The sequence below is a fragment of the Actinomadura oligospora ATCC 43269 genome (assembly GCF_000518265.1).
GTDB classification, from domain to species: Bacteria; Actinomycetota; Actinomycetes; order Streptosporangiales; family Streptosporangiaceae; genus Spirillospora; species Spirillospora oligospora.
Genome location: NZ_KI912410.1, coordinates 51252 through 69338 on the forward strand (window position 1 = coordinate 51252; position 18087 = coordinate 69338).

General features: G+C 72.4%; 18 protein-coding genes. 10 read left to right on the forward strand and 8 right to left on the reverse strand.

Annotated features, from left to right (window positions below; all coding sequences use genetic code 11):
* Nucleotides 1-34 precede the first annotated feature (34 nt).
* Nucleotides 35-763, reverse strand: coding sequence for a PIG-L deacetylase family protein (locus P696_RS0131895; protein WP_026415511.1), 729 nt, complete (start codon nt 761-763; stop codon nt 35-37).
* A 65-nt stretch (nt 764-828) separates the two neighbouring features.
* On the opposite strand from P696_RS0131895, the gene dhaK reads away from it, so the two are divergent.
* From dhaK to pcrA, 4 genes are all read left to right on the forward strand, one after another.
* Nucleotides 829-1824 (forward strand): dihydroxyacetone kinase subunit DhaK, encoded by a 996-nt coding sequence (gene dhaK / locus P696_RS0131900; protein ID WP_026415512.1) that lies wholly within the window; start codon nt 829-831, stop codon nt 1822-1824.
* The gene (gene dhaL, locus P696_RS0131905) at nt 1821-2474 is read left to right on the forward strand and encodes a dihydroxyacetone kinase subunit DhaL (protein WP_051468611.1); all 654 of its coding nucleotides are present in this window, start codon (nt 1821-1823) and stop codon (nt 2472-2474) included. Before dhaK ends, dhaL begins: the two co-directional genes overlap by 4 nt.
* On the forward strand, nt 2474-2854 hold the full coding sequence (dhaM, locus tag P696_RS0131910; protein ID WP_034488144.1) for a dihydroxyacetone kinase phosphoryl donor subunit DhaM: 381 nt from the start codon (nt 2474-2476) through the stop codon (nt 2852-2854). Before dhaL ends, dhaM begins: the two co-directional genes overlap by 1 nt.
* A gap of 123 nt (nt 2855-2977) precedes the next feature.
* Nucleotides 2978-5239: a DNA helicase PcrA gene (gene pcrA, locus P696_RS0131915; protein ID WP_084338521.1), complete on the forward strand. Its 2262-nt coding sequence runs from the start codon at nt 2978-2980 to the stop codon at nt 5237-5239.
* A gap of 41 nt (nt 5240-5280) precedes the next feature.
* On the opposite strand, the gene P696_RS0131920 is transcribed toward pcrA, so the two are convergent.
* The 4 genes from P696_RS0131920 to P696_RS0131935 form a co-directional block, all read right to left on the reverse strand.
* A complete protein-coding gene (locus P696_RS0131920; protein WP_026415516.1) occupies nt 5281-5886 on the reverse strand; it encodes a pentapeptide repeat-containing protein in 606 nt (201 codons plus the stop codon).
* A gap of 9 nt (nt 5887-5895) precedes the next feature.
* On the reverse strand, nt 5896-6786 hold the full coding sequence (locus P696_RS0131925) for a sigma-70 family RNA polymerase sigma factor (protein ID WP_026415517.1): 891 nt from the start codon (nt 6784-6786) through the stop codon (nt 5896-5898).
* A 76-nt stretch (nt 6787-6862) separates the two neighbouring features.
* The gene (locus P696_RS0131930) at nt 6863-7711 is read right to left on the reverse strand and encodes a sigma-70 family RNA polymerase sigma factor (protein WP_026415518.1); all 849 of its coding nucleotides are present in this window, start codon (nt 7709-7711) and stop codon (nt 6863-6865) included.
* Between the two features lie 78 nt (nt 7712-7789).
* Entirely contained in the window at nt 7790-8353 is a 564-nt protein-coding gene (locus P696_RS0131935) for a TetR/AcrR family transcriptional regulator (RefSeq protein ID WP_026415519.1), read from the reverse strand.
* A gap of 109 nt (nt 8354-8462) precedes the next feature.
* Between P696_RS0131935 and P696_RS49415 the strand changes: the two genes are divergently transcribed.
* Nucleotides 8463-8933, forward strand: a complete 471-nt coding sequence (locus P696_RS49415; protein ID WP_051468423.1) for a DUF3291 domain-containing protein — start codon at nt 8463-8465, stop codon at nt 8931-8933.
* A gap of 13 nt (nt 8934-8946) precedes the next feature.
* Here the strand turns inward: P696_RS49415 and P696_RS49420 are convergent, their stop codons facing one another.
* Both P696_RS49420 and P696_RS0131950 read right to left on the reverse strand, forming a co-directional pair.
* Nucleotides 8947-9786 carry an amidohydrolase family protein gene (locus tag P696_RS49420; protein ID WP_245627951.1) on the reverse strand — a complete coding sequence of 280 codons (840 nt, stop codon included), beginning with the start codon at nt 9784-9786 and terminating at the stop codon, nt 8947-8949.
* Nucleotides 9787-9860: 74 nt separating this feature from the next.
* Nucleotides 9861-10448 carry a TetR/AcrR family transcriptional regulator gene (locus P696_RS0131950; protein WP_026415520.1) on the reverse strand — a complete coding sequence of 196 codons (588 nt, stop codon included), beginning with the start codon at nt 10446-10448 and terminating at the stop codon, nt 9861-9863.
* An 83-nt stretch (nt 10449-10531) separates the two neighbouring features.
* On the opposite strand from P696_RS0131950, the gene P696_RS0131955 reads away from it, so the two are divergent.
* Both P696_RS0131955 and P696_RS0131960 read left to right on the forward strand, forming a co-directional pair.
* The gene (locus P696_RS0131955) at nt 10532-11080 is read left to right on the forward strand and encodes a GNAT family N-acetyltransferase (RefSeq protein WP_026415521.1); all 549 of its coding nucleotides are present in this window, start codon (nt 10532-10534) and stop codon (nt 11078-11080) included.
* A 132-nt stretch (nt 11081-11212) separates the two neighbouring features.
* Entirely contained in the window at nt 11213-11980 is a 768-nt protein-coding gene (locus P696_RS0131960; RefSeq protein ID WP_026415522.1) for a TSUP family transporter, read from the forward strand.
* A gap of 22 nt (nt 11981-12002) precedes the next feature.
* Here P696_RS0131960 and P696_RS57620 read toward each other — a convergent pair whose 3' ends face one another.
* Complete coding sequence (locus P696_RS57620) at nt 12003-13772, reverse strand: glycoside hydrolase family 15 protein (protein WP_211245909.1); 1770 nt, start codon at nt 13770-13772, stop codon at nt 12003-12005.
* A gap of 386 nt (nt 13773-14158) precedes the next feature.
* Between P696_RS57620 and sucC the strand changes: the two genes are divergently transcribed.
* From sucC to P696_RS49430, 3 genes are all read left to right on the forward strand, one after another.
* On the forward strand, nt 14159-15337 hold the full coding sequence (gene sucC, locus P696_RS0131970; protein WP_026415523.1) for an ADP-forming succinate--CoA ligase subunit beta: 1179 nt from the start codon (nt 14159-14161) through the stop codon (nt 15335-15337).
* 1 nt (nt 15338) lies between these two features.
* Entirely contained in the window at nt 15339-16226 is an 888-nt protein-coding gene (gene sucD / locus P696_RS0131975; protein WP_026415524.1) for a succinate--CoA ligase subunit alpha, read from the forward strand.
* Nucleotides 16227-16397: 171 nt separating this feature from the next.
* A complete protein-coding gene (locus tag P696_RS49430; protein ID WP_157430051.1) occupies nt 16398-18032 on the forward strand; it encodes an amidohydrolase family protein in 1635 nt (544 codons plus the stop codon).
* The last annotated feature ends 55 nt before the right edge of the window (nt 18033-18087 follow it).

Consider the following 18087-nt stretch of genomic DNA (forward strand, 5'->3'; position numbering starts at 1 on the left):
GAGATCATGATGACCGGACGGTCGGGCGGGGCGGTCAGGCGGTGTCGACGACCTGGAAGGACTCGGCCAGGCGGCCCTCGCCGAACCCGGCGACGGAGGCGTTGCCGCCCATCCAGCCGCGCAGCATGTTCTCCAGGCCGTCGCCCATGTGGGAGGTCTGGGTGGCGTGCGCCTTGAGGGCCGCGAGCTTGCGGTCGAACTGCTCGGTGACGTCGACGTAGAAGTCCGGGGTCGGGCCGCCGGACATCCACACCTCCCGCGCCGTCCACGCCTCCAGGCCCTCCTCGCGCAGCTCGGGGAAGGCGTAGGGGTTGCGCGCGTCGGGGTAGACGGCGTCCAGGGTCGCGCCGCCGACGACCCGGTGGTCGGGGTGGCTGGGGGCGATCCGCTGGTAGTTCCGCTCGGGGCTGTGCGTCAGCACCCGGTCGGGCCGCACCTGCCGGATCACCCGGGCGATGTCGCGGCGCAGGCCGAAACCGGGTTCGAGGCGCCCGTCGGGGTACCCGAGGTAGCGCACGTCGACCACCCCCACCGCCTCGGCCGCCGCGCGCTGCTCCTTGCGCCGCAGCTCGGCCATCTCCACGCGGGTGACGCCGTCGTCGAACCCGCCCGCGTCCCCGTCGGTGACGATCAGGTAGGTGACCTCGACGCCCGCGTCCGTCCAGGACGCGATCGTCCCGGCGGACCCGAAGTCCACGTCGTCCGGGTGGGCCAGCACGCACAGCACCCGGGTGATTTCGCTCAGATCCAGGACAGTCCTCACGAAGCTCACCCTAAACGTCGGGATCAGGTCTGGGACGGCCCGGTCCGCCGGGGTAGAGCAGAAACATGCGCAAAATCATCAACGCCCCGTCCGACGTGGTCGCCGACGCCCTGCGGGGCCTGGCCGCCGCGCACCCCTCGCTGCGCGTCGATCCGGAGGCCCGGACGGTCGTCCGGGCGGACGCGCCCGTCGCGGGGAAGGTCGCCCTGGTGTCCGGGGGCGGCTCCGGCCACGAGCCGCTGCACGCCGGTTTCGTCGGGTTCGGGATGCTGGACGCCGCCGCCCCCGGCGAGGTCTTCACCTCGCCGACCCCCGACCAGATCCTGGCCGCGACCCTCGCCGTCGGCGGCGACGCCGGGGTCGTCCACATCGTCAAGAACTACACAGGGGACACCCTCAATTTCGCCATGGCCGCCGAACTGGCCGACGACGAGGGCGTCCAGGTCGAGCAGGTCGTCGTGGACGACGACGTCGCGGTCGTCGACAGCACCTACACGGCCGGACGGCGCGGCACCGGCGCGACCCTGTTCGTGGAGAAGATCGCGGGCGCGGTGGCCGAGGACGGCGCGCCGCTCGCGGCCGTGGCGGGCGTCGCGCGCGAGGTGAACGAGCGGTCCCGGTCGTTCGGGGTGGCGCTGTCGCCGTGCGCGGTCCCGGCGGCGGGCCGTCCGACGTTCGAGCTGGCCGAGGGCGAGATGGAGCTGGGGATCGGGATCCACGGCGAGCCCGGCCGCGAGCGGGTCAAGGCCGGGACGGCCAAGGAGATCGTGGACGCCTCGCTCGCCGCGATCGACGCGGACATGCCGCTCGCCGGGCAGGAGCTGATCGTCCTGGTCAACGGGATGGGCGGGACCCCGATGATCGAGCAGTACATCGCGGCGGGCGCGGTCGCAGACTGGCTGTCCGGCCACGGCGCGACGGCCGTCCGGACGTTGGTCGGGCCGTACGTGACGAGCCTGGAGATGGCGGGCTGCATGGTGTCGGTCTGCCGCGTCACGCCCGAGCTGCTCCGCTTCTGGGACGCCCCGGTCGAGACCCCGGCGCTGCGGTGGGGCCGATGAGCGCCGCGCCCACGCCCGCCTCCGCCTTCACGGGCGCCGTCGCCGCCGCCTGGATCCGCCGCGCCGCCGAGCTGATCTCCGCCGACGCCGACCGCCTGACCCGCCTGGACGCCGCCATCGGCGACGGCGACCACGGCCTCAACCTGGACCGGGGCTTCACCGCCGCCGTCGCCGCCCTCCCGGGCGACGTCCCGCCCGGACGCGTCCTGATCGCCGCCGGACGCGCGATCATCTCCAAGACCGGCGGCGCGTCCGGACCCCTCTACGGGACGGCCCTGCGCCGCGCGGGCAAGGCCCTGGGCGACGCCGAGGAGGTGTCCGCCGCCTGGCTCGGCGGGGCACTGGAGGCCGCCGTCGCCGGGATCCGGGAGCTCGGCGGGGCCCAGCCCGGCGACAAGACCATGCTGGACGCCCTGACCCCCGCCGTCGAGGCCTACGCCGCGTCCGCCTCCCAGGGCATGGCCGGGGCCGCCAAGGCCGCGGTGAAGGCGGCCGTGGAGGGCGCCGAGGCGACGGTCCCGCTCGTCGCCCGCAAGGGACGCGCCAGCTACCTGGGCGGACGCAGCGCGGGGCACCTCGACCCCGGCGCGGCCTCGTCGGTGCTGCTGATCCGCGCCCTCGCCGACGTCGCGTCCCGGGCGGAGGGCTGATGGTCGGGATCGTGATCATCTCCCACAGCCGCCTGCTCGCCGAGGGAACCGCCGAGCTCGCCCGCGAGATGGGTGTCGGCGAGGCCGTCGTCGAGCCCGCCGGGGGAGGCCCGGACGGCGGCCTCGGCACCAGCCCCGACCTGGTCGAACGGGCCGTGGCCGCGGCCGACGGCGGGGACGGCGTGCTGCTCCTGGCCGATCTCGGCTCGTCCGTCCTCACCGCGCGGATCGTCCTGGAAGATCACCAGGGACGCGTCGTCCTCGCCGACGCGCCGCTGGTCGAGGGCGCGGTCGCCGCCGCCTCCGCCGCCGCGTCCGGAGCCGACCTCGACGGCGTCCGCGCCGCCGCCGAATCCGCCCACGAGCTGCACAAACGCTGATCCCGGCCGTCCGGGCGAAGCGACCGGAAGCCCCCGCCCGGCGGCCGAACGCGGCGGAGTGACCGATATGCCCCCGCCGCGTTCGGACGCGGTTGTCGGTGGCGGACCGTAGACTCGCGAGTGATGTCGAAGACCGAAGCTCACCCCTTGCTGGACGGCCTGAACCCGCAGCAGCGGGCCGCCGTCGAGCACGCCGGAAGTCCGCTGCTGATCGTCGCCGGAGCGGGCTCCGGCAAGACGCGCGTGCTCACCCACCGGATCGCGCACCTGCTGTCCGAGCGGGACGTCCATCCCGGCCAGATCCTCGCGATCACCTTCACCAACAAGGCCGCGGCCGAGATGAAGGAGCGCGTGGACGCGCTGGTCGGCCCGCGTTCCCGCGCCATGTGGGTGATGACCTTCCACTCCGCCTGCGTGCGCATCCTGCGCCGCGAGGCCGGGCGGCTGGGCTTCCCGTCGAGCTTCTCGATCTACGACCAGGCCGACGCGCAGCGGCTCATGGCGCTGGTCTGCCGCGAGCTCGACCTCGACCCGAAGCGGTATCCGCCCAAGTCGTTCAGCGCCCAGGTGTCGAACCTGAAGAACGAGCTGATCGACTACGAGACGTTCAAGGCGCGGGCCTCCACGCACATGGAGCAGACCCTCGCGCAGGCGTACGAGATGTACCAGGCCCGGCTGCAGCAGGCCGGGGCCATGGACTTCGACGACCTGATCATGCTGACGGTCAACCTGCTCCAGGTCTTCCCGGAGGCCGCCGAGCACTACCGGCGCCGGTTCCGGCACGTCATGGTCGACGAGTACCAGGACACCAACCACGCCCAGTACGAGCTGGTCCGCGAGCTGACCGCGCCGGTCGAGGGCATCGGCCCCGCCGAGCTGTGCGTGGTCGGCGACGCCGACCAGTCGATCTACGCGTTCCGCGGCGCGACGATCCGCAACATCCTCGAGTTCGAGCGCGACTACCCCGAGGCGCGCACGATCCTGCTGGAGCAGAACTACCGCTCCACCCAGACCATCCTGTCGGCGGCGAACGCGGTGATCGAGCGGAACGCCGACCGCAAGCCCAAGCGGCTCTGGTCCGACCAGGGCGAGGGCCACAAGATCACCGGCTATGTCGCCGACAACGAGCACGACGAGGCCGCGTTCGTCGCCAGCGAGGTCGACAAGCTCACCGACGCGGGCGACGCGAAGCCCGGTGACGTGGCGGTCTTCTACCGGACCAACGCCCAGTCCCGTGTCTTCGAAGAGATCTTCATCCGGGTCGGGCTGCCGTACAAGGTCGTCGGCGGCGTGCGCTTCTACGAGCGCAAGGAGGTCCGCGACCTGCTGGCCTACCTCCGGGTCCTCGCGAACCAGGAGGACACGGTCTCCCTGCGCCGCATCCTGAACGTCCCGAAGCGCGGGATCGGCGACCGGGCCGAGGCGTGCGTCGAGGCGTACGCGTCCCGCGAGCGCATCTCGTTCTGGCAGGCCCTGCGTGTCCCCGAGGACGTCCCGGGCATGGCGACCCGCTCGATCAAGGCCGTCCGCGAGTTCGTCGCCCTGCTGGACGACCTGCGCGCGTCGGTCGAGACGTCCAGCCCGGCCGAGCTGATCGAGCGGATCCTGGTGCAGTCCGGCTACATCGCCGAGCTCCAGGCATCCAAGGACCCGCAGGACGAGACCCGCGTCGAGAACCTCCAGGAAATGGAGTCGGTCGCCCGCGAGTTCGAGGAGCGCCTCGACGGCGAGGACCCGGCCGGACGCCTTCCCGACTTCCTGGAGCAGGTCGCGCTGGTCGCCGACGCCGACTCGATCCCCGGCGGCGCGAAGTCCGGGGCCGTCCCGCCCGGGGAGCGTCCCGAGCAGGACGACCAGGGCGTCGTCACCCTGATGACCCTGCACACCGCGAAGGGCCTGGAGTTCCCGGTCGTCTTCCTCACCGGCATGGAGGACGGCGTCTTCCCGCACCTGCGGGCCATGAGCAACCCCAAGGAGCTGGAGGAGGAGCGGCGTCTCGCGTACGTGGGCATCACCCGCGCCCGCCAGCGCCTCTACCTCTCGCGCGCGACCATGCGCAGCTCGTGGGGCGCGCCGCAGGTGAACCCGCCGTCCCGCTTCCTCGCCGAGGTCCCGGCCCCCCTGCTGGACTGGGAGCGCGAGGCGTCCAGCGCCTTCGGCTCGGCCGCGACCCGCGTCGCTGCCCGTCCGGGGGTCCGCGCCCCCGGCTCACGCGCCGTCCCCAGCCTGGCCCCGGGTGACAAGGTCACCCACGACTCGTTCGGCCTCGGCACGGTCGTCGCGGTGGACGGCGAGGGCGACAAGGCCGCCGCCTCCGTCGACTTCGGCGGGGAGTACGGCGTCAAGCGGCTCGTCCTGCGCTACGCCCCGGTCGAAAAGCTCTAGTTTCCGCCGCGACATGCCGTCTGACCTGGGGCTCTACCTGCTCAGGGGCGGACGTCCAGTCCGAGCGCCTCTGCCACGACCATGGCCTGGGGGAGGTCGATGACGGCCCCCTTGAGGTCCACGGTCAGGAGGTGCTCGGCCGGGAGGGCGCTGCCGCGCAGGTCCGCCTGACGGAGGTTCGCGTTCCGGAGCCACGCGCCGCTGAGGTCGACCCGCTGGAACGTGGTCTTCTCGCAGACGGCCCCGCCGAGGTCGGCCTCGCGCAGCCGGGTCTCCTCGAACGTCGCGCCGGAGAGCTTCGCGCCGGTCAGCCCCACGAACGACCAGTCGCCGCCGCGCACCTTCAGCAGGTCGAACGAGCAGTCGCTGAAGGCGCTGCCGACGAGCTTGCAGCCGGTGAACGTCGCGTCGAAGAACGAGCACCGGACGAACGCGCAGTTCAGGAACGCCGCCTCGGTGTGCTCGGACACGTTGAACTTGCAGCCCCGGAACAGGCACTCGGTGAACGTTCCGGACGTGTCGCGCATCTCGGTGAAGTCGACGTCGGAGAACAGGACGCGTTCGAACGACTCGCCCTCGATGTCCCGCCCGTCCCAGTCGCGGGCCGCGATCGTCGTCTCGGTGGGCGGGACCCTGCGCTCGGCCATCCCCCCAAACTAGTCGCGCGGTGGCCTGGCCAGCTCGACCGACGCGAGGACGTCCGGGTCGGCGACGAGGTCGATCGCGACCACGCGGCCGTCCCGGACGGTGAAGTCGAACACGACCTGCGGAACCCCCCTGAGCTGCCACATGCCGCCCGCGACGCCGTCCACGACGACCGGCAGGATGGCCTTGGCGCGGCCCGACCAGAACTCCGCCATGGCCTCGCGGCCCTCGATCCGGCCGGGTCCGCCCAGCTCGGTCGCGGTGCGGTCGCCGCGCTGGACGGCGTCCGGGTCGAGCAGCGTGAGCAGGGCCGCGAAGTCGCCCTCGCGGGACGCCGCCAGGAACGCCGTGACGACCTCGCGTTCGCGGGCGGCCGTCGCGTCGGCCCGTCCGCCCCGGACGCGCCGCCGGGCCCGGCTGGCGAGCTGGCGGGCGGCGGCGGGCGTCCGTCCGACGATCGGCGCGATCTCGTCGAACGGGATCGCGAACATGTCGTGCAGGACGAACGCCAGCCGCTCGGCCGGGGCGAGCGTCTCCAGGACGACCAGGAGCGCGAGCCCGACCGAGTTCGACAGGACGGCGGCGTCGGCCGGGTCCTCGGGGGTGTCGGGCGAGGGGCCCGCCGACGCGTCCGGCTCATCGGGAATGTCCGGCTCGTCCCAGGACACCTCGCGGCGGGTCGTCCGGGCGCGGAGCATGTTCAGCGCGACCCGTCCGACGATCGTGGTCAGCCAGCCGCCGAGGTTGTCGACGCCGTCGTCCCCGGCGCGGCTCACCCGGAGCCACGCCTCCTGGACGGCGTCGTCCGCCTCGGAGTTCGACCCGAGCACGCGGTACGCGACCGCGTGCAGGTGGGCGCGGTGCTCCTCGAACCGCGCGGCCAGCGAATCCTCGCCCCTCACATGCGCCTCCAACTCGTGGGCCTCCGCAACCCCTGACCCGCGGCGGGCGGCGAATGTGACAGGGGAGGGCGCGGCGTCAGAGGCCGAGGTCCCGGAGGCGATCGGGGTCGGCGATGATGTCCATCGTCGTGATCCGGCCGTCGACGACCGTCAGCGCCAGCAGCGACTGCGGACCGCCACGGGACACGTCCATGGCGCCGATCGTGCCGTTGACGACGACGGTCCGGATGTCCTTGGCGATCTCGCGGAACAGGAGCGCCCGGCCCGCGACGTTCCGCGCGCCCCGGACGACCTGCAGCGCGCCGCCCGCGCCGACGTCGACGCGCAGCACCACGTCCGGGTCGAGGATCGCGACCAGGGCCTCCAGGTCGCCCTCGCGGGCCGCCGCGAGGAACGCCTCGACGGCCTCGCGCTGCCGGTTCAGGTCCGGGTCCGGAGTGGGCGCGGAGTCCTTGACGCGGCGGCGCGCCCGGCTGGCGAGCTGCCGGGTCGCGGCGGGCGACTTGTCGATGATCGGCGCGATCTCGTCGAACGGGACGGCGAACATGTCGTGCAGGACGAACGCCAGCCGCTCGGCCGGGGCCAGCGCCTCCATGACCACCATCAGCGCGATCCCGACCTGGTCGGCGACCAGCACCTCCTGCTCGGGGTCGCGCGTGACGATCGGGTCCGGCAGCCGCTCGTCGCCGAGCTCCTCCCGCCGGGACCCGCGGGCGCGCAGCATGTCCAGGCAGATCCGTCCGACGACGGTGGTGAGCCAGCCCGGCAGGTTCGCGACGTCCGACACGTCCGTGCGGCTGAGCCGGAACCATGCCTCCTGGACGGCGTCCTCGGCCTCGCTCAGCGAGCCGAGCATGCGGTAGGCCACCGAACGCAGGTGGCCGCGCTGCTCCTCGAACCGCTCGGCCAGCGAATTCTCGTCCACCCGTCCACACTCCCACCGGGATCCGTCCACTGAACAGTCCGCAAGATAGACGATCACGCGGACCCCGGCGGACGGGCCTCAGGGGCCGGGCGGGGCGTCCTCCCGGACGGCGAACAGCTTGGCCAGGACGGGCCGGGCGGCGCTCGAGGGGTCGCCGCCCAGGCCCGGGGGCAGGGCGCCGCTCAGCCAGAGCCCGGCGAAGCCGTGGGCGATGGACCAGGCGGCGAGGGACGCGTCAGGGTCGGGGGACAGGGCCCGGACGGCGCGGTCGAGCATCGCGGCCGTCCGGGTGCGGGCGGCGGCGAGCTCCGCGTCGTCGCCCCGGTACAGCTCCGGACGGAACATGACCTCGAAGTGGGCGCGGTGCTCGGCGGCGAACCGGACGTAGGCGACGCCGAGGTCGAGCAGGTCGCCGCCGGAGTCGGTGAGGGCCTCGGTGAGCAGGTCGAAGCCCTCGGCGGCCAGCGCGGTCAGCAGGCCGGTCTTGTCGCCGAAGTGGTGCGCGGGCGCGGCGTGCGAGACCCCGGCGCGGCGGGCCAGTTCGCGCAGGCTCCAGCCGGACGGCCCGGACTCCTCGATCGCCGCGACGGCCGCGTCGAGGACGGCGCGGCGCAGGTTGCCGTGGTGGTAGGTCGAACTCACCCCGCCAGCCTAGGGCAGATCGCCCGAAACTTGCCATTGACAAGTTCAGGTCCGCGACGGAAACTAGACAGTGACAAGATGAAGTGTCGCCGACGACTTGGAGGGCGTCATGCCCACGCTGCCCTGGATCGCTCCCGAACCCGCCGAGCCTGGTGGGGAAGCCCTGGTCATGGCCTCGCGGCTGGAGGTGCGGTCGCTGCGCCACGTGCCGGGCTTCCTGCTGGCCTCGATGGCGCTGCTGCGGCAGGCGCGGCGCTCGCCGGGCGCCTGGGGGATCTCGCTGCGCGCCGAGCCGTGGCGCCGGACGTTCTGGACGCTCTCCGCCTGGTCGGGCCGGGACGCGCTGAACGCCTACGCGTCCGCGGAGCCGCACCGGTCCACGATGCGGGCCAAGCGGACGGTGATGCGCGAGTCGACGTTCGTCTTCTGGAACGTCCCGGCGTCCGACCTCCCGATCTCCTGGGACGAGGTCGAACGCCGGATCGCCGAGAAGCGGGGTGAAGATGGAGCGAAAGGCGGGGTGAAAGGCGACGCGGAAAGCGTGAAAGGTGGCGCGGAAAGCGGAGTGAGCGCCGGGTGAGAAGGCGGGCCGATCAGTTCAGCCGGTAGCGGCGGGTCGCGTTCTCGACGAACAGTTTGCGTCGCTCATCAGCGGAAAGGTCCGACGTGACCTCCTGGTAGGACGTCATGAGTTCGGCGAGGCCGCCGGAAAGACCGTCCACCGGGAAATTGCTGCCGAAGAAGCAGCGATCGACCCCGAAGAGGTCGAGGCAGGTCTCGACGTAAGGGCGCAGGGCGGCGGCGTCGAGCCGTCCGAGCGGCATTCCGAGGCCGGAGATCTTGCAGTCCACGCGGGGGAGCGCGGCGAGCTTGGCCAGGCCCCGCCGCCAGTCGATGAACCCCTCCGGCGTGCCTGTCTCCGGCCAGCCCGCGTGCTCCAGGACGACCCGCACGTCCGGGGCCTTGGCGAGCGCGGCCAGGTAGGCGTCCACCTCGGGCGCGCGGATCACCTGGTCGAAGACGAGATCGCGTTTTCCCAGCTCACGCAGGAGGGCGGCGGCGGTGTCGCCCTCGGGGGACAGGCCGGCGAACACCCGGACGCCGCGGAACAGCGGGCTGCGCGCCTGCTCGTCCAGCTGCGCCTCGACGACGGGCGGCGACACGTCCGGGTCGATCGAGCCGATGATCGCCGATGGACGGTCCGGCGCGTCCATCGCGTCCAGCCAGCGTGTCTCGTCCAGGAAGGCGCCCGGCACGGTCGTCGCCGACACGTGCACGGTGCCGAGGAGGCGGACCCCGGCGGCCTCCGCGTCCGCCCGGAATCGCTCGGGCGGATAGTCGCGCGGCACCTCCGGTAGCGTGACGTGAAGCATCGGATACCAGTCGTGCACGCTCGACAGCCAATGATGGACATGGGCGTCCACGAAATCCATTACGGTCACCAAAGACCCCTTTCGGCTCTGGCTGGACATCTTGGCCGAAAGAGGGGTTCTAGGTCGATCCCGCGCTACACGGACAAAGCCGTCAGGAATCCGTCAAGCAGCGCGAGCTGGCGCGCGGCGGGATAGCGCTCCGGGTCGAACAGCACCTGCACCACCAGGCCGTGCGCGAACGCGATGAGCGTCGTCGCGACGTCGTCGACGTCGGCGTCCGCCGGGAGTTCGCCCAGCTCGCGCGCCTGCTCGACGAACGGGCGCAGCCGCTGCGTCCGGAACCGCTCGTACCGGCGCGTCTCGCGCTCGCCCAGGTCGGCGTCCGCGAGCGAGGCGTCCCATGAGCTGACCCAGACCCGGTTCATCTCGATCGCCACGGCCGAGATCGGCAGAACGTCCGCGATGAGCTCGCGCACCGCCGCCAGACCCTGCCCGGACGGGGTGAGACGGCTCTGGAGCGTCCGCTCCTCGGCGAGGTCGAGCGCGTGCGCGACCAGCGCCTTCTTGTTCGGGAAGTAGTGCGTGAGCAGGCCCGTGGACGAGCCCATCTCGGCGGCGACCGCCCGCAGCGTCAGGCCGTCGAAACCGTGCGCGGCCAGCACCCGCCACACGGCCGCCGACACGTCGCGGCGGCGGGCGTCGTGGTCTCCCTTGGCGGGCACGGGTTATCGGTTTCCTCCCGGTCGGCGGTGCGGGCTATGGTGCATAACAAACGTTCGGTACGCACCCTAACAGGAGGTCGTTGATGCTTTCCCTGACGCTGGCCGAAGGGGCCGAGCTGCGCACGCTGGAGCCCTGGCAGGCCGCCGAGTTCCTGGCGCAGGTGGAGAAGGTCCGCGATGACATCCGCCCGTACATCCCGTTCGCCGCCCGGATCTTCGACGAGGACGCCGCCCGCGCCTACCTCCAGGGCTTCGCCGAGTCGGCCGCCGCCGACGGTCCGCGCCTGTGGGGCATCTGGGTGGACGGCGTGCTCAGCGGTGGCACCCTTTTCCGGATCTTCGAGACCAAGCAGCACGTGTGCGAGGTCGGCGTGTGGCTGGACCCGGACGTGCGCGGACGCGGCCTGATCACCAAGGCCGTGGGCGCGATGATCGACTGGGCGGTCGGCGTGCGCGGCATGCTGCGCGTGGAGTGGTGCTGCGAGCCGTCCAACGAGGCCAGCATCGCGACCGCCAAGCGCATCGGCTTCACCTACGAGGGCACCATCCGGCAGGGCTTCAACTTCGACGGACGTCAGCGCGACTACCAGATGTGGGCCGTCCTCGCCGACGAGTGGCGCTCCAGGAGCTGACCGTCGCCACACCTCACGCGGCCCCATGGCCCCTCCGACGCGGCTCTGCCGCCGAAAGAGGGGCCATTGCCCTTGTTCGTCCCGCTAGGCTAAGCGACATTCTTCGTTAAACCCTTACAGGGAGGCCGCCGGGTGGGGATCGAGCATGTCGTCATGCTGCTGGTGGCGGCACTGGGCGCGGGCTGGGTGGACGCGGTGGTCGGCGGGGGCGGGCTCATCCAGCTGCCCGCGCTGCTGCTGCTCAACCCCGGCCAGCCCGTCGCCACCGCGCTCGCCACCAACAAGGTCGCCTCGATCGCCGGGACGACCAGCGCCGCCTACGCCTACCTGCGCCGCACCAAGATCGACCGGACGGTCGCCTTCACCGGCGCGGGCCTGGCCGTCGCGGGCTCGGCGGCGGGCGCGCTGTGCGCCTCGGTGATCTCCTCGGAGGTGTTCAAGCCGGTCATCATGGCCGTCCTGCTCGCGGTCGCGGCGCTCGTGGTGTTCCGCCCGAGCCTCGGCCGCGAGCCGAGACTCGTGCTGCGCACCCGCCGCCGGATCGCCGCCGCGATCCTGGTCCCCGGCCTCGTCATCGCCTTCTACGACGGCATCCTCGGCCCCGGCACCGGGACGTTCCTGGTCGTGGTGTTCACCGCCCTGCTCGGCGTCGACTTCGTCCACGCGTCCGCGCACGCGAAGGTCATCAACGTCAGCACGAACTTCGGCACGCTGCTGGTCTTCGCCGTCCAGGGCCACATCCTGTGGGCGCTCGGCCTCGCCATGGCCGTCGCGAACGCGACCGGCGCGCAGCTCGGCGCGCGCACCGCGATCCGGCGCGGCTCCGGGTTCGTCCGGATCGTCCTGCTGTGCGTGGTGACGCTGCTGGTCGCGAAGCTCGGCTACGAGCAGTTCGCGTAGCCCGCCACGCCCCGCCGGGCGTCTAGCCCTCGTCCGGGACGGGGAGCGGCTTCTCCAGCGCGGACAGGCTCAGCACGACCAGCGAGGACGTCCAGCCGAGCGGCGCGACGGCCGCCGGACGCCCGTACTCGTCCACCTTCTCGGGCAGCGCGCCCAGCGTCGTGCGGTGCGCGGACAGCCAGTCCAGGCGGGCCATCGCCTCCTCCGGACGGCCCGCCGCCGCGGCCGACAGCGTGAACAGCGCCATCTCCGGCGTCCAGGCGACCTTCGCGTTCCCCGACCAGCGCTCGCCCGGCAGGACGCCGCCGTTCGGCAGCGCCAGCTTCCCGGCGGCCGACCGCACGGCGTCGGTCACGCCCTGGTCGGCCGGGCCGAACGGCGGGCTGAGGAAGGTCACCGAGGTGTCCATGCGCCCGCCCCGGATGGGGGAGCGCGGGTAGCCGAGCGGCGCGAACCTCGCCGTGATCCCGCCCTCCACGCGGTGCGCCGCCCCCCGGTACAGCTCCGCCCGGTCGGCGTGGCCGAGGTCGCGGGCGAGCACGGAGGCCGCCCGCAGCCCGGCCAGGACGGGCCCGACGACGCCGAGCGTGGCGTGCCGCGGGTCCTGCTCGGACGAGGCGGGTCGCTCCCAGTAGTCCGAGGACGGCGGCGGCAGGCCGTCCGAGCGCAGCGACGCGGTCAGCTCGTCGGCGGCCCGGCGCACCATCGTCCACAGTTCCGGCAGGTCCTCGGCGGCCTCCGGGTTCTCGGTGTGGAAGAACCACGCGGCCCACAGCACCCAGCCGAGCGAGTCGAGCTGCGCGTGCCGTCCGTCCGCGACCGCGCTGCCGTCGGGGTTGTAGCGCGCGGCCCACATCCCCTTCGTGGTCTGCACGCGCGCGAGGAACCGCAGGATCCGCCGGGCCTCGGCCGGGTGGCCGGTCACGGTGAACGCCGCCGCCGCGAACGCCGAGTCGCGCGGCCACGAGTACCGCCACGCCCCGTACCAGGACGCCAGGGACGCGCCGTTCGGCCTGGTCAGCAGCCGCAGGTCCTGGAGCGCGCGGGCGGCCATGTCCCGGTACCCGGTCGCCTTGTCGGCGGCGGAGGCGACCGTCAGCCGGTCGTGCTCGCCGTTCTCGTCCTTCGGATCCTCCGAGGGGGTCGGCGTGGGCGTGGGCGTCGGCCCGATGGTCGGCTTCGCGGGCTTCCCGGCGGCGGGCGGACGCGCCGGAGACCCGGCCGCCGGAACCTCCGGCACCTTCGGCCGCGGCGCGACGGGCACGCACCCCTTCTCCGCGACCGCCTGGTCGCTCACCCCGCCGACCCCCGCGGGCCGCGCCGCGCCGACCTGCGCGGACCCGGCGGCGCGAGGGGATGCCGCAGTCGTGCTGATCTCGTTCCGGGTGGTCTGGAGGACGTCGTCAGGACGCGCCGGACGGTTCTTGCCCGTGGGCGGGCACGGCTTCAGCCAGGGGACGAGGCGTCCCGGGACGGTCCCGCGCGCCAGCCAGGTCTGGTCACCCCGGACGGCCTCGGCGACGCGCGGATCCGATCCGGAGACGGTGATGGCGTCCTCGCCGCCCGTCGGGACGAGCCGGACCCGCCCGTCCGCGAGCCGGACGACGGACGAGTCGGGCAGGTAGCGCGCGCCCTGGCCGTCCGAGGGAGGCAGCGGGTCGCCCGCGAACGGCCAGCCGCCCCCGCCGACGAGGCCGGGGCTGGCCCACTCCGGGTCGCCGTTCTCCGGGAGCGTGACGCCGCAGGTCGCGGCCAGGGCGGAGACGAGCAGGAGCGCGGAGGCACGCCGCACGCGACCGGGCCATGAGGTGGGCCACACCGTCGGCCACGCCGTCGGCCCGACTCCGCTGTCCGCCACCGCACCTCCCCCTTGAGACGGGCCTTAGTACATCAAACTCAGCCAAACGCCGCAGTGCGCTCAGGGGGTGAACGCCGCATTCGACGCAGGGTTCCTCCCTCCTCTCATACCCCCCTCCGGCCCGGGGGAGCAGGGACGGATGAGCAACCTCACACCCCCTCCGGGAACACGGCGGCCCCCCGGCGGCGTGACCACGGGCGGAGGTTGACTAGGCTGCTTCGACGGAGCGGACCGCAGAGTGGCGGCCGCACGGCGCCCTGAGTCCCCGTGCCCCTCACTTGACCCGCGGTCGTTGGCTGTCGATCCGTTAAGGACGCCTCGTGGACCTGTTCGAACATCAGGCAAAGGAACTCTTTGCCGAGTACGGGGTACCGGTGCCCACCGGCAAGGTCGCCCGTACTCCCCAGGAAGCGCGTGCCATCGCGGAGGAGCTCTTCTCCGCGGGCAGCAAGAAGGTCGTCGTCAAGGCCCAGGTGAAGACCGGTGGCCGCGGCAAGGCCGGCGGCGTGAAGCTCGCCGACACCGCCGACGAGGCGGAGACCCTCGCGAACCAGATCCTCGGCATGGACATCAAGGGCCACACGGTCCACAAGGTCCTGGTCGAGGAGGGCTCGGCGATCGCGCAGGAGTACTACTTCTCCTTCCTGCTCGACCGTGCGAACCGCACCTTCCTCTCCATCTGCTCCGTCGAGGGCGGCGTGGAGATCGAGGAGGTGCCGCACGACCAGCTCGCCATGGTGCAGGTCTCGCCGCTGGACGGCATCGACCTGGCCCGGGCGCGGCAGATCGCCGAGCAGGGCCGCCTCCCCGAGGAGGCCCTGGACGGCGCCGCCGCCATCATCGAGCGGCTCTGGGCCGTCTTCACCGACGAGGACGCGACCCTCGTCGAGGTGAACCCGATGATCCTCACCGCCGACGGCCAGGTGAAGGCCCTCGACGGCAAGGTCTCGCTGGACGACAACGCGTCCTTCCGCCAGGAGCACGACGAGCTCGAGGACAAGGCCGGCGCCGACCCGCTGGAGGCCAAGGCCAAGGCCCTCGACCTCAACTACGTCAAGCTCGAGGGCAACGTCGGCATCATCGGCAACGGCGCGGGCCTGGTCATGTCCACCCTGGACGTGGTCGCCTACGCCGGCGAGGGCCACGGCGGCATGAAGCCCGCCAACTTCCTCGACATCGGCGGCGGCGCGTCCGCCGAGGTGATGGCCAACGGCCTGGAGATCGTCCTGTCGGACGCCGACGTCAAGTCGGTGTTCGTCAACGTCTTCGGCGGCATCACCGCCTGCGACGCCGTCGCGAACGGCATCGTGTCGGCCTACAAGCTGCTCGCGGACCGCGGCGAGGCCGTGGACCGCCCGCTGGTCGTCCGGCTCGACGGCAACAACGCCGAGCTCGGCCGCCAGATCCTGAAGGACGCGGCGCTGCCCGGCGTCCAGCAGGTGGAGACCATGGACGACGCGGCCGAGCGGGCCGCCGAACTCGCCGCGGCAGGTGCGTGAAATGGCCATCTGGCTCACTGAGAACAGCAAGATCATCGTCCAGGGCATCACCGGCTCGGAGGGCTCCAAGCACGGCCGCCGGATGCTCGCCTCGGGCGCCCAGGTCGTCGGCGGCGTGAACGCGCGCAAGGCCGGCACCACCGTCGAGTTCGACGGCACCGAGCTCCCGGTCTTCGGCACCGTCAAGGAGGCCATGGAGAAGACCGGCGCGGACGTGTCGGTCGTCTTCGTCCCGCCGAAGTTCACCAAGGACGCCGTCGTCGAGGCGATCGACGCCGAGATCCCGCTGTGCGTGGTCATCACCGAGGGCATCCCGGTGCACGACACCGCCTACTTCTGGGCGTACGCCGAGTCCAAGGGCAACAAGACCCGGATCATCGGGCCGAACTGCCCGGGCATCGCGTCCCCCGGCAAGTCCAACGCGGGCATCATCCCGGCCGACATCACCACGCCCGGCCGCATCGGCCTGGTGTCCAAGTCGGGCACGCTGACCTACCAGATGATGTACGAGCTGCGTGACTTCGGGTTCTCCACCTGCGTCGGCATCGGCGGCGACCCGATCATCGGCACCACGCACATCGACGCCCTCCAGGCGTTCCAGGACGACCCCGACACCGACGCCATCGTCATGATCGGCGAGATCGGCGGCGACGCCGAGGAGCGCGCGGCGGCCTTCATCGAGAAGAACGTCACCAAGCCGGTCGTCGGCTACGTGGCGGGCTTCACCGCTCCCGAGGGCAAGACGATGGGCCACGCCGGCGCGATCGTCTCCGGCTCCGCGGGCACCGCCCAGGCGAAGAAGGAAGCGCTGGAGAAGGTCGGCGTCAAGGTCGGCAAGACCCCGAGCGAGACCGCCCGCCTCATGGCGGACATCATGCGCAACCTCTGATCCACCCGATCAGGGCCACGAAGGACGCCCGAGCCGCACACCGCGGCGCGGGCGTCTTTCGTTTTCCGCCGTCTTTCCGTTTCCGCCGTCTTTCGCGGCGTTCGGGGCTAGAACATGAACCATGCTCATGTTCTAATGAGGGCGCATCGCCCCCACCCCCCTGGAGCGGCCATGAGCCCCCCGCGTGTCCCCCGACTCTCCCGCCCGGTCACGGCCCTGCTGACCGCCCTCCTGTGCGCCCTCGGAACGGCCTCCGCCGCGCACGCCGCCCGTCCCGCCGCCCCGCCGGTCCGGCCGTCCGCCGCGTCGGCGCCGGTGCGCGGGCTCCTCGACGCCCACACCCACATCGAGGGCGCCGAGGACATGGGCGGACGCATGATCTGCGGCCAGCCGTTCGACCCCGACGGCATCGCCGCCGCCCTGCGCGACTGCCCGGACCACTATCCGAACGGCGAGTTCGCGGTCTTCGAGAACTTCCTCAAGAACGGCAGCCCGTTCGGCACCCACGACCCGGTCGGCTGGCCCACGTTCAAGGACTGGCCCGCCCACGACTCGCTGACCCACCAGCAGGTCTACTACACCTGGCTGGAGCGGGCCTGGCGCGGCGGCCTCCGGATCATCGTGGACCAGTACGTCGCGAACAAGGTGCTCTGCGACCTGTACCCGCTGAAGAAGAACCCCTGTGACGAGGACGCCACGATCGACCTCGAACACGGCAAGGCCGTCCAGCTGCAGACCTACGTCGACAACCTGAGCGGCGGGCCGGGGAAGGGCTGGTTCCGGCTCGTCCACACGCCCGAGGAGGCGCGGGCGGTCGCCGCGTCCGGGAAGCTCGCCGTCGTCGAGAGCATCGAGTCGTCCGAGCCGTTCGGGTGCCGCGAGGTCCGGGACGTCCCGCAGTGCACCGAGAAGCAGATCGACGCGGGCCTGGACCACATGAAGGCCCAGGGCGTGACCAGCATGTTCGTCTGCCACAAGTTCGACAACGCGCTCTGCGGCGTCCGCATGGACGGCGGGATGGCGGGCGTCGCCGTCAACATCGGCAACTTCGTCGGGACGGGCCAGTTCTGGAACGTCGAGACCTGCACCGGCCCCGCGCACGACAACACGGTGACGCCGCAGGTCACGCTGCCCGCCGCCGTCCGGCTCGCGCTCGGCCTGCCGAACCTGCCCGCGCCGTTCTACCCGGCCGCCCCGCACTGCAACACCCGCGGCCTGACCCCGCTCGGCGCGCACATGATCAAGGAGATGATCAAGCGCAGGATGGTCGTCCAGATCGACCACATGAGCGCCAAGGCCGCCGACCAGGCCCTGACGATCCTGGAGCAGGCGCACTACCCGGGCGTGATCTCGTCGCACAGCTGGGCCGACCCGGGCTACTACGAGCGGATCTACCGGCTCGGCGGCATGGTCACCGAGTACGGCTCGCCCGCCGACCAGTTCGCGGGCGGCTGGCGTGACGCGAAGCAGGCGTTCCAGAAGTCCGGCGCCACGGGCCCGTTCGGCTTCGGCTACGGCCTGGACGCCAACGGCTTCGGCCCGCTGCCCGCCGCGCGCAAGGGCAGCGACGTCCAGTACCCGTTCACCGCGCTCAGCGGCGTCACGCTGGACAAGCTGCGCACCGGCCAGCGCACCTGGGACCTCAACGTGGACGGCGTCGCCAACTACGGCCTCGTCCCCGACTGGATGGAGGACGTCCGCAAGACCGCCGGCCCCGAGCTGACCGACGACATGGCCAACGGCGCCGAGACCTACCTGCGCATGTGGGAGCGCGTGAACGCCTACCAGCCCCCACCTGGCTTCTGACCCGCACTTCCATCGACGCCCTCGGCACGCCGTGCCGGGGGCGTCGGCGTGGGCG